At 44.0% G+C, this 11,608-nt stretch carries 8 protein-coding genes; 6 read left to right on the top strand and 2 right to left on the bottom strand.

The annotated features are described in order from the left end of the window. Positions 1-26: 26 nt before the first annotated feature. The 4 genes from HMPREF1153_RS12100 (at position 27) to HMPREF1153_RS02380 (ending at position 4,448) form a co-directional block, all read left to right on the top strand. A complete protein-coding gene (locus HMPREF1153_RS12100; RefSeq protein WP_009645362.1) occupies positions 27-1,094 on the top strand; it encodes a glycosyltransferase family 10 domain-containing protein in 1,068 nt (355 codons plus the stop codon). Next, a complete protein-coding gene (locus tag HMPREF1153_RS12095) occupies positions 1,088-1,609 on the top strand; it encodes a hypothetical protein (protein WP_050992501.1) in 522 nt (173 codons plus the stop codon). The genes HMPREF1153_RS12100 and HMPREF1153_RS12095 overlap by 7 nt, the downstream gene beginning before the upstream one ends. After that, a complete protein-coding gene (locus tag HMPREF1153_RS02385) occupies positions 1,610-3,058 on the top strand; it encodes an oligosaccharide flippase family protein (RefSeq protein WP_009645375.1) in 1,449 nt (482 codons plus the stop codon). A gap of 76 nt (positions 3,059-3,134) precedes the next feature. Next, positions 3,135-4,448: a sugar phosphate nucleotidyltransferase gene (locus HMPREF1153_RS02380; RefSeq protein WP_009645329.1), complete on the top strand. Its 1,314-nt coding sequence runs from the start codon at positions 3,135-3,137 to the stop codon at positions 4,446-4,448. A gap of 174 nt (positions 4,449-4,622) precedes the next feature. Here HMPREF1153_RS02380 and HMPREF1153_RS12635 read toward each other — a convergent pair whose 3' ends face one another. Continuing rightward, on the bottom strand, positions 4,623-5,015 hold the full coding sequence (locus HMPREF1153_RS12635; RefSeq protein WP_071530749.1) for a transposase: 393 nt from the start codon (positions 5,013-5,015) through the stop codon (positions 4,623-4,625). A 36-nt stretch (positions 5,016-5,051) separates the two neighbouring features. Further along, a complete protein-coding gene (locus tag HMPREF1153_RS12630; RefSeq protein WP_009645268.1) occupies positions 5,052-5,303 on the bottom strand; it encodes a hypothetical protein in 252 nt (83 codons plus the stop codon). Positions 5,304-5,678: 375 nt separating this feature from the next. Here HMPREF1153_RS12630 and HMPREF1153_RS02370 point away from each other — a divergent pair, with 375 nt between their 5' ends. Together HMPREF1153_RS02370 and HMPREF1153_RS02365 are read left to right on the top strand one after the other, a co-directional pair. Continuing rightward, positions 5,679-7,691, top strand: a complete 2,013-nt coding sequence (locus HMPREF1153_RS02370; RefSeq protein WP_009645275.1) for an AIPR family protein — start codon at positions 5,679-5,681, stop codon at positions 7,689-7,691. Positions 7,692-8,494: 803 nt separating this feature from the next. Further along, entirely contained in the window at positions 8,495-11,608 is a 3,114-nt protein-coding gene (locus tag HMPREF1153_RS02365; RefSeq protein ID WP_009645401.1) for a UvrD-helicase domain-containing protein, read from the top strand.

The raw sequence follows: 11,608 nt of genomic DNA, 5'->3' as shown, positions 1-11,608 counted from the left end.
AGTGTATTCGATATAGGGAGAGGGTTATGAAGAAAAATATCAGTGTAATCCCCTTTTATTCCAATCAATTACAAAATAAATTTTTTGGAGAAGGTGTTGTCGGTCGTGATAATGTGTATGAACCATATCGTATATTAAAGCAGACATTGGAACAAGAATATAATGTCTCCACGTATGACATTATCCCACTTCAAAAGGCAGATGTTGTTCTTTTCTTTGCTCACGATTATAAAAAGATGTGGGATGCTGTATCTATGCAAAAAAAAAGTGCTTATATTTCTTATGAGCCGCCGGTTGTTGATTCAATGCATGAACATTTTGTATTGGAGACAGTACGTGATTTCTTGGGGAATGTCATGACTTGGGATGATGATTTGGTAAAAAAGGAAGGGTTCTTTAAATTTTACCCACCCGTTGCTAGTCAACCTCCGATTGAGGGAAAAATATTTTCCCAGAAAAAGCTTATAGCTAATATTTCAGGCAATAAGCATAGCATCCATCCAGATGAACTCTATACAGAGCGTATTAAGGCGATCCATTATTTTGAAGATCATTGTCCGAACCAGTTCGATCTCTACGGTGTTGGTTGGGATGTCAATGAATATCCATCATATCGGGGAACAGTAGATAACAAGCAGGAAACTCTATGCAACTATAAATTTAGCCTGTGTTATGACAATATGAAAAATGTCAATGGTATGGTAAGTGAAAAAATCTTTGATTGTTTTTTTGCCAAATGTATCCCCATTTATCTTGGGACAGATAATATAGAAGAATATGTCCCGAGGAGCTGTTTTGTTGATCGACGTGACTTTTCCTCGTATGATGATCTTTGTTTATATTTAGAGAACATGCGTGAAGATGAATATAATCGACGAATCGAGGCAATGGAAGCCTATTTACAGACGAAAGATTTTCATAGGTTTTCGGGAGAGTATTTTGCTCAGAATTTAAGTGAACAGATACATATGTTATCTGCGCCTAGCGCAGGGGGGGGAAGAGTAAAAGCTGCTTCGCGACTACTATGGTATATCATGCTAAAAAAATGCAACGCTTTTAAGGAACGCGTGGTGAGGAGGGGATTTTCTTGCTGAATCTCATGTTCCGACAGTTGAAAACTGGAATTTGGGAAATTTGTCGAGGAATGCAAGAACTTAGAAACAGGGGGATAAGAGTTTATTTAACACTGAGATATAAACATAAAAACCTTTATATAGAACCTACGGTGCAATTTATTGGAAGACCTTGTATTAGTATGGCGGATGGTTCTAAAATCTGTATTGGGGAAAATTCCACACTAGTGTCGGATCAATATTTCAATGCAATGGGGCTTTCACATCGAGTTATTTTGCGTACTTTGCAACCAAATGCTCAGATAAAAATAGGGAAAAACGTTGGAATGAGTGGCGGAACTATATGTGCATTCGAGTTGGTTAAGATTGGTGATAATGTTGGGATTGGTGCTAATTGTACGATCCTAGATTCATCGATGCATGTCATGGATACAAGAATTCCCCTGAGTGAGCGGGACAATACAGCCTTGATAAAAACTCGCCCTGTCATTATCGAAGATGATGTGATGATTAACATGAATGAGGTCGGGGAATAAATGAATATATTTAAGAGCTTTGGAATTTATGCGGGAGGCCAAGCACTCAACTCGACTATTAGATTTTTTTTGATACCATATTATAGCTATCTGTTATCCGTATCTGACTTTGGAAAAGTAGGTATGGTATGGATGTTGCTTCCCGCCTTGAGCTTATTCATCGGAATGGGACTGACGGCATCTGTTTCTTTGAAATATTATAAAGTTAAAGGTGAGTTGCGGGAAAATTTACTAAACTTCTCTTTTATCGCTACTTTTTTACTGTTCGTATGCGTTGGCATCGTTGTTTTTTTTGCATATTCGATTTTAGAGCAATTTTTTTTACTTGATGTTCCTCTATCGGATTATATGAAGTTGGTATGTGCCGCATATGGAGCTTTTTTAATAGACTTTATATTAGCTTTATTTAAGATTCGCATTCAACCTAAGAAGTTTTTCCTGTTTAACACACTTTATACAGTTATATCCATTGGGTTTTTATTGTTTTTTTTGGTTGTTTTGAATCGAGGCTTTTCGGGATTTATTGATGGAACTTTGTATGGAAATGTTGCCATGGCAGTGATACTTGTAGCTGTACATATCCATTCTTGTAAAACTTTTCGCATCGATTTACCTCATGGACTAGTTAGCGATCTTGTCCGTCTGAGTGGCCCAATAGTTGCTGGATTTGCCATTTCTTACCTCATTACCTATTCGGGTCGCTATGTCCTAGCGCAGGTATCTACGATGGCCGATGTAGGGATCTATACGATGGGGACACGTTTTGGAGATGCATTCAATCTGTTCTTTGTAAATCCTTTTTTAACTGCGGTCAATCCTATATTATTCAAACTTTTTGCCGAAGATCTGGAAGGATTCACCCATAGTATGAAGAAATACTTCAACATATATCTGCTGTGTGGTGCATTTTTATTATTACTGGCGAATCTCACTCTTGAGATCGTATTTCGACTTTTTATTCACGAACAATACACAGAAGGCATGCTTGTTGCACAAATTTCTTTTTGGGCGATACTAGTTTTTGGTTTATCACAACATGTAGGAACCGTTAATCTTGTTCGGGAACGGTTACGCCTTATAATGTTATTCTCTTTTTGTTGCGGAATTGTTAGTTTGGGGATGACGTATCTTTTTGTTCCTTTTATGGGAGGACTCGGTGCAGTAGTTGCTTCGTTGGTGAGCTATATGCTCTTATTGTCTATGCAATTTGTTTCGTCCCAAAGAGCTGTTTATATTAATTATGAGGGGGTTAAAGCCATTCTTTTTACCAGCAGCACACTTGTAGCTTTTTTCATACAAGTGTCTGTCGATAAAGTGGTTTCAGCATTCTGGATAGCTATGGGATTTAAGGTGGGAATCGTTGTGTTGTTTATCTATTTCGTATGTCGTTTCCGCGTATACGAAGAGGTAAATCTTCTTGTCGATAAGATTAGGGAGCGCATTGGTTAAAGAATCGCTGCAATAGATATGGGATAGTGGCTTATGTTTTACATGAAGAGATTTATGAGGAAAAATGAGGTGCGATATGCAGATTGTCTTACTTTCCGGCGGGGCAGGAAAGCGTTTGTGGCCGCTTTCTAATGATCTTTATTCCAAGCAATTTCTTCGTATTTTGCGGCGTGAGGATGGGACGCTGGAATCGATGATTCAGCGTGTTTGCCGCCAAGTGCAGTGCGTTGCGCCGGATACGCCCATCACTGTTGCGACGGGTCGCGAGCAAGTCTCGTTGATTCGTCGCCAGCTTGGTTCTGGCGTGCATATCTCCATTGAACCGTGCCGTCGCGATACGTTTCCGGCGATTGCTTTGGTTTCTGCCTATCTGCATGAAGTGCGCGGTATTCCTCTTGATGAGGCTGTGGCAATCTGCCCTGCTGATCCTTATGTCGACGAGGGATATTTTCGTGCCGTTGTGCAGTTGCTTCAGGAAGCGGAAAGAGAAGGTTCTGCGAATCTTGTCTTGATGGGAATCGAGCCGACATATCCGAGCGAGAAGTATGGCTATATCATGCCTGTTTCGCAAGAGCCGCAGAGCATGGTGCAGTCGTTCAAAGAGAAGCCGGATAAGGAAAAAGCTGCAGAATATATTGAGCAGGGCGCGTTGTGGAACAGCGGCGTTTTCGCGTTCAAGCTTGGCTATGCGCTTGATCAGGCTCGTGAGTTGCTGGACTATACGGATTACGAGGATCTTTTCAATCGCTATGAGGAGCTTTCCAAGATCAGCTTTGATTATGCTGTGGTCGAGAAAGAGAAAAATATTGCAGTTCAGCGTTACAGTGGCACTTGGCTTGACATAGGCACATGGAACACGCTCGCCGAAGTGATGCCGGAGCATACGATTGGTCGCGTCACGATGGATGAGACTTGCAGGAATGCTCATGTCGTGAATACATTGCCGATACCCATCCTTTGCATGGGACTGAAGGATGTTGTGGTGGCAGCAAGTCCGGAAGGTATCCTCGTTTCGGACAAGGAGCGATCGAGCGCAATGAAACCCTATGCAGAGCGACTTCATACGCCGGTGATGTATACGGAAAAGTCATGGGGCGAGTTTCAGATCGTCGATGCGGAGACGGAGAGTTTGACCATCAAGATTACACTAAGTCCGGGACGCGCACTCACCTATCATTTGCACGAGCGCCGCGATGAAACGTGGACAGTGATCGAGGGGCGCGGCTGGGTGAAGCTTGATGGCAATGAGTTCGCTGTTGCTGAGGGGCAGACAGTGCGTATTCCGAGGGGATCGTTCCATACGATACGCGCGGAGACGCTGCTGAAGGTGATGGAGATTCAGACAGGTGAGGATATCGATGCGGAGGATAAGATTGTGTGGGGAAGGTGACGGAGTGGTGTGTGCTATGCAGGAAAAAGAAACTGCTCCATAGAATTAAAGGCTTAGGATATGGTAATATGTCAAGCCCCCTTTTGCAATAAATTCATACAGGTTGCCAGAAAAAGGACACACTTAACACAAGTTCTTTCAGAGATCCGAGAAAGGGAAAATATGTTCGTTATATTAAGCTTGTATTACTCTATTTGAAGAGTAGAGCTGATGCTTAACTAGCGATTCCAAAATCGGCTGGATGAATTTTTGAATGGTAAGAGTGAGTGCGCATTTGTGTTGATGCGTTTTCACTTCAGCATATTTCTTCTGGTAAAATGTAGCGAATTCTTGGTAATGGTTCTTGACATGGCTCGATGCCTCAAGGAGGTAATAACGCAGATGCGTGTTTTCCGCCTTGGATATCGGTGTATCATCGGCACGGTAATTGCCGGATTGATTTTCACGCCAGATAAGGCTGGTGTATTTCGCCAAAGACTCCTGCGATTTGAACGCATCGATCCAACGATTTCCGAAAGGATTTCGGCAGCCATGACGGGATCTATGCCCGGTATGGAGAGCGAGCATTGGTAAGCCGCAGGGTCAAACTCCTTGAGCGTCTTCTTAATCGCTTTGTTGACCACCTTGATCGCTGCTGTAGAGGGAAGTCGTCGCTTCGGGGTCTTCGAAATGGTTGCGTCCCTTTTCGCAAATGTGGCGGATGAGTGCATCGAGCGGCATATCCACGATTTCCTCCGTAGAAAGGAAATTCGTCAAGACAGAAGGCGCCGTTTTGACGAACCGATCGGAAAAGGGTTGCTGCTCGTCGTCGAGCAAAGAGAACTCGCTGAACTTCAGGAAGATGTTCGAGAGCATATACGCCTTTTCCTTCCTTAAAGACTTGGCCAAGTGCAGACGATGCTGCGTCAGTCGTTGCAGAGCAAGGAAATGGCTTCCATGCTAAGGCTTGTTGGTAATTCTGCCGACGCGGGCGAAATCTGCAAGGACAAAGGCGTTAACGAAATCGTTCTTACTAACACCTGTGTAAGCGGCATTTGACGATCAAGGCAGGCGGCAAACTTTCAGAGCAGTCGCCTTGTGGCGCTGCTGGAGGAGTAAGACGTAACATTATTGGTCCAATTTTTTAAGGAGTATTGTAACATCAGGGGACTCTGTTTTTGAAGGTTTTTTCGTAGGCAAGGCGATGTTGTCTTGCTTACAAAATATATTATACGAGGAGGAGTTGTTATTATGAATTTGAAGCCTGTTATAAAGAGTCAATTGAAAAAGTTTATCCAAAAGTTTTCATTGGAAGAAAAATCTGAAGAAGAGGCATTCGAATATTTTGTTAATTACAACATATTGCATGAACATGATTATCGAGCATTTCAAGGAAGTACAGAACTTTTATCGTTTGTATCAGTAGGGCAATCCAATGATATGGGAATAGATGGGATAGCAATAAAAATAAATGGAGCACTGCTGGAACAGGCCGAACATTTAGATGATTTGTTGCAAAGCAGACGAATCAATGTGGAATTTATTTTTATACAATCTAAATTCCAATTAAGATTTGATATTGGTTCATACCAAAAATTTCTAACTGGAGTCGCTGCATTTTTATCGGATAAGCAATTACAACCAACGAATAATAAAATCAAGACGTTCCTCGAATTAAAAAAAAGGATACTATCTGACGAGCGTTTAGATTGGGAAAATAATCCAACATTTCGTCTTTATTATGTAATGTTAAATGAAGAAGAAAATCATGAACATGTGAAAGATGCTGACGCACAATTTTTTACGATTGTCAATGATATTCAACGTTATGACCGAGTGGAAGATGCTATTTCTATCATTGGTAGCCGTAGATTAAAAGATATATGTGATATGAATGAGAATGAATATACTGGAGTCATCGAAACTTCTAGCAAGATGACGTTGGATAGTGTTGATGGTGTAGATAATTCTTGTTTAGTAGCTTGTAGTGCAGATAGTTTTAATCGGTTTTTGTCTACCGAAGATGGTTTGTTACGGGTTAATTTGTTCGATGATAATGTTCGTGATTACCAAGGTGAGACAAGTATTAATAAGGAGATTGAAAAAACTATTGAAACTCAACCAGAGACCTTTGCGTTACTTAATAATGGAATTACCATTGTTTGTGATGAATATAAAGAAAATAACAGAAGGTTAACCTTGATTAATCCACAAATTGTCAATGGTTGTCAGACAAGTAATGTTATATATCGTATGGGGCAGAAAGGAAGGAATCTAGCGCGGGTTCCTATTAGTGTAAAGATTATTGCTACAAAGAATGAGCAACTAATAGCCCAAATTGTTCGAGGAACTAATAAGCAGAATATTGTATATAATGAAGCTTTTGAGGCGATGAAGACTTATCATAAGGATTTAGAAGATTTTTTTCCTGCGGTTGATAATTTACTTGGTATTAAGTTTTATTATGAAAGAAGAGCAAAACAATATGCAAGTAGGACTGATATCAAACAGAAACAAAAATTTAGCTTAAAGAATTTATTGAAAGGATATGTAGGTGTGTTTTTAAAATCTCCTGATCAAGCTTATCATCATGAGGTTAAATTATTACAGAAGTTCCAAAATACTGTTTTTAAAAAAGAAGAGTCGTTATGGAAATATTACACGGTGGCCTTCTTAGAGTATGAGCTGAGGGAATTCATGTATGAAAATCATTGGCTATATAGTAAATACAAAGCGTTCGAATATCATATTCTTATGGTTTCTTATCTTCAGGTTGCTTTGAATTGCCCACATAAAGAAAATGAATGTGAGAAATATTGCAAAAAAATCATGAAAGACATATATGATAATAAATGTATTTTTGAACGTGCCATACAACTTTTCGAATATACAAAAAACGAATGGAAAAAATTAGGAAGGAGTGTTGATGGAATAAAGGATGTTAAAGAATTCAAGGAATTGCTTGTTCAATGTTCGGAAAAGAATTCTCTACGTCGAAGTTCAGATTATAGTTTAGGCGTTGTAAGTTTTATAAGAAAGGATAGGAATGGTAAAGATTATGGGTTTATTGAAATGGTAAGAGGTGAGGGAGATATTTTTCTACATCAAGCAGATAATCCGCACATAAAGCTAGGTCAAATAAATCACAAAACAGTTACTTTTAAGGTAATCGAATCCAATCCAGAAGGGAAAAAGACTAAACGAGCTGTTGATGTATTTATTAGCCCGGCGAATTATCATGCCACATACAACGTCTTTGAATAATAGACCTCATACGGAGTTCTTTATCCTAGGATTTACGCGTAGCCGTTGATTTGACTATTAAACGTCTCCTAAATGTATGCATTTGGTATGTTGGTAATGTCTTGCTCTTTGGGAAAACATTCGCTAAGCAGTCTGTTTGTATTCTTGTTTGCTCCTCGTTCTCAAGGATGATATGGTGGGGAAAGTAAAATTTTGGACTTAGATTTAACCCCACGCTTCGAGAATCTTTCCGCAACGCCCGCTCCACATTGTTCAGTGGCTACTGGAAGCCGTTAATGAGGTGTCGCGCTACATGGCGCGAGGCATAGAAAAAGGTCACGGGAAGTCTTGAAAAAGCGCAGTTGCCCCAAGAATGCAAGTCCGAAAGAAGGCACTTTCGCTAAGGAGTTGAAGGCTTGAGCTGTGCCACTGGAAAGGTTTTTGGAATATTTGACGGAAGACAATGTGAAGGTCAATGAAAAGTGGCTATGTGATCATGGATCGCCGCAATGCCGTTTTCTAAGCAGTGCAGATGGTAGATGTCGCGAGTCCCTTTTAATTTGCTTGCTAACCGTCGCTATATTGGCGAATTGCATCTTGTAGCCGAGTAGGAAGGCTTTATATTCCGAACGTTGTCATCAGGGGGGCGTCTTGCCTGTTAACAAGACACCTGTTATACTCTAATATATGAGAATTATTTAATGGCCTAGACTGCATAGAGGTTAGCCGACTTTGATGTGTTTTCCATCAGAAAGACAGCCATCCGTCTAATTTGGAGAAGAGTATGGATATCCTGATATACGCAAAGGGTTAGGAGAACAGCCATGGCGAAGATGATCGATGCGAGGCCTTCCTTTCGCGGGGAAGTGAGAGTCTGGGAGAGTTTGGAGCGGCTGCTGCCGGATTCTGTTGTGGTTTACAATAACCGTGAGGTCAACGGGCGCGAGTTTGATTTTTGCTTGTTGATCGAGGGTGTCGGCATTTTGGTCATCGAGGTCAAGGGGTGGCTGGCGGACAAGGTGCTTGTCGAAGGTGTTGATCGAATTCTCGTGGAGGGGCTTGATGCGCCGCAGAGGTCACCGAAGAAGCAGGCGCGTGCCTATCGCTTTGCCCTGTTGAATAAAATCAGCGAGAAGTATAACAGCAGTCCCTGTGTGTTTGATATGGTGTGCTATCCGTTCATCAGCAGGACGGAGTATCTTTTTGCGCGTTTGGATGTTGTTTCGGAAGAGACGTTTACGATTTTTAAGGAGGACTTGGAGAGCCGCGAGACATTGCTCGGGAAAATACATGGGGCGTATGATTCGCTGCGTCATGTTCCTCATGCGGAGTTTTCGGCGGAGTTTCTTCTGCGGCTGCGGCGGGATTGGGAGCCGAATCTGCCGGAGACTGCCCGACCAGCGGAGGTGGCTGCTCAGCCGTATTCGATTCTTTCGATCCATCTCGGGGTGCTTGGGCAGGCTGAGATGGATCGAATCATATCGGAGTATTTCGCAGGGAGCAAACGCATTGTCTTTTTGGGCGACCGCACGGTGTATGAGCAGCTTGCCGCCGCTTTCGATGCGGGCTTCAAGCGGCGCAATATTGAGCCGAGTGCGAACGGCTTGCAGATCGGCTATGCGCATGGGCTTGTTGTGGGGGCGGATTCTTTTCGCACGTTCAACCTCGAGGTCTATTTCGTTGAGAATCTCATAGAGATTGCGGCGGCGGATGTTGTGATTGATGAGGGGGCGGCGGAGCGGGAGCTTTTAGAGAAGTTGTCGGCTGTTACGTTCTTCAATGCGCAGCAGTATCAGATCGAACATGCACCGGCAAATGCGCATATCTTGGTTGAGGCAGGCGCGGGAACAGGAAAGACGTTTTCCATGGTTTCCCGCGTCGCTTTTTTGTGCGGCAAGAAGACGGCTGCTGTGACGAATCTCGCAGAAGAGATTGCGATGGTGACCTTCACCAACGATGCGGCGAACAATATGAAGGCGCGGCTGAAGCAGATGTTTGTCCATTCCTTCGTCTTGACGAAGCAGCCGCGCTTTTTGCGGCTGGTCGAGGAGGTGGATCATGCTCATATTTCTACGATCCATCGCTTTGCTCTTGACATTTTGCGCGGGGAGGCGCTCTATACAGGTCTGGGGACGAATTTTCGCATTGCATCGGATGCGCATTTGCGCGGGAAAATTTACGACGATTGTTTGAACGATTTTCTCGCAAAGATGGAAGAGGAAAATCCGAATTTTCTGCAGGAGATTCCCGTGCCGCTCTATGAGCTGAAGAAGAAGCTCATGAGCATGGCGGATCGCCTGTTGGCGAAAAGTGTTGACTTAAAGCGGCTCAAGCGGTCACAAATGGGCGTCGTGGACGATCAGCCGATCTCGTATTTCAACGATTTGATCGAAAAGGTCGTGGTCTTGGCGGAAGAAATCTATGGGCAGGAAATGCATGCCGCCAATGCGCTGGATTTGACCGAATGTCTGATCCTCTTGCAGCAGGTGTTGGATGAGTGCCCGGAGAAGCTCCGCTCGCTCAAGAGCCGATATTTGTTCATCGATGAGTTTCAAGATACGGACGACGTTCAGATTCAGGTCTTCCGCAAGCTGCAAAAGAAGGTGGACGCGGACTGCCACTTGTTCGTCGTGGGCGATTTGAAGCAGAGCATTTATCGCTTCCGCGGGGCGCGTCTCAGTGCCTTCAAGCAGCTGATGAGCGATGTGCGCATGGTCTGGGCATCATATTCGCTCACGCGCAATTATCGAAGCGACTGGCGGCTGTTGGAGCGGCTTCATGAAATCTTTTGCCGCATGGGCAAGCAGCAGTATCTTCCCTATCGTGAGGAGGCTGATCGCCTTTTCGGCAGTGTGGAGACGGGTGTTGCCGAAGAGGATTTGTTTGGATCGGTTCCGTGTCCGTCGAGGGCGGCGTTTTTCGATACGGTTATCGATGTTCTGCGTGCGCAGGAGGAGATCGCGGCCTCTCTCATAAAGGAGCGCGAGGAGCGGCGTCAGCAGCCGCTTTCCAAGGCTGAGCGCACGATTGCCGTCCTGGTCAGAAGCAATTGGCAGGTGGAGAAGCTGACGGATGCGGCGAAGAAAAGGGGCGTCGAGCTTCATACGAAGTCCGGCGGCGAGCTCTATCAGCTGGAATCGACGCTGGACCTCTACAAGCTGCTGCTCGCTCTGGAAAACAGCGCGAATCCCGTTCATCTGGTCAACTTCATCGAGTCGAATTATACATGGCTGCGGCTCGATTATCAGAAGTATCGCGGCATGGAGTCTGCCGCCTGTCTTGCCGATTTGCGGCGCATTCTGGATGAGTTTTTTACGATTCACATGGAAAAGACGTGGCAAGAGGTTGTCAATGAGGCGCATGCACAGCCGATTCTTTTTGTCCTTCGTCACTTGTACGAAGCGCTGCAGCCATGGAAGAAGTACAGCTCGGAACAGGCCGAGCAAAGGTACTATATGGCGAACTACGAGTATCTGCTCGAACGCATCATTCGATTTTCTCGCGCGGATGCGCTGACGCTTCATCAGATGACGGAGTATTTGAAGGTCTCGATCTTGACCGAGCAGAAGCAGCCGGCGCGCGACATCGACTTTGATGACGAGGGGATTCAGCTCATCTGTACGACGGTGCACAAGGCGAAGGGGCTTGAGTATGGCATGGTCGTGCTTCCCTATACGGATGCGGACATGGGAGGCTTGAGCAAGGGCGGGCTTGATGCACATTATTCCGACGGCAAATTGGCGTATACTGTCTCGTTCGATAGCGGGATCGAAGTTCGTAACTCTCATTATGATGAGAGCATGGAGACGCGCGAGCAAATTGCCGAGGAATCGCGCATCCTCTATGTCGCCTTGACACGGGCGATTCGCAGCTGCGTGTGGATCTATCGTCCGAACCGCAATACTTCTGTCACTTGGAGTGATTTGCTGGAGGTATGA

Source organism: Selenomonas sp. CM52 (genome assembly GCF_000292955.1).
Taxonomy (GTDB): domain Bacteria; phylum Bacillota; class Negativicutes; order Selenomonadales; family Selenomonadaceae; genus Selenomonas.
The sequence above is the reverse complement of the archived record's forward strand: the minus strand, read 5'-3'. Positions and strand labels throughout refer to the sequence as shown.

Bases quoted from the DNA above. Each gene is read 5' to 3' on its own strand.
- HMPREF1153_RS12100 (WP_009645362.1), top strand. From the start codon at position 27: ATGAAGAAAAATATCAGTGTAATCCCCTTTTATTCCAATCAATTACAA.
- HMPREF1153_RS02385 (WP_009645375.1), top strand. From the start codon at position 1,610: ATGAATATATTTAAGAGCTTTGGAATTTATGCGGGAGGCCAAGCACTC.
- HMPREF1153_RS02380 (WP_009645329.1), top strand. From the start codon at position 3,135: ATGCAGATTGTCTTACTTTCCGGCGGGGCAGGAAAGCGTTTGTGGCCG.
- HMPREF1153_RS12635 (WP_071530749.1), bottom strand. From the start codon at position 5,015: ATGCTCGCTCTCCATACCGGGCATAGATCCCGTCATGGCTGCCGAAAT.
- HMPREF1153_RS12630 (WP_009645268.1), bottom strand. From the start codon at position 5,303: ATGCTCTCGAACATCTTCCTGAAGTTCAGCGAGTTCTCTTTGCTCGAC.
- HMPREF1153_RS02370 (WP_009645275.1), top strand. From the start codon at position 5,679: ATGAATTTGAAGCCTGTTATAAAGAGTCAATTGAAAAAGTTTATCCAA.
- HMPREF1153_RS02365 (WP_009645401.1), top strand. From the start codon at position 8,495: ATGGCGAAGATGATCGATGCGAGGCCTTCCTTTCGCGGGGAAGTGAGA.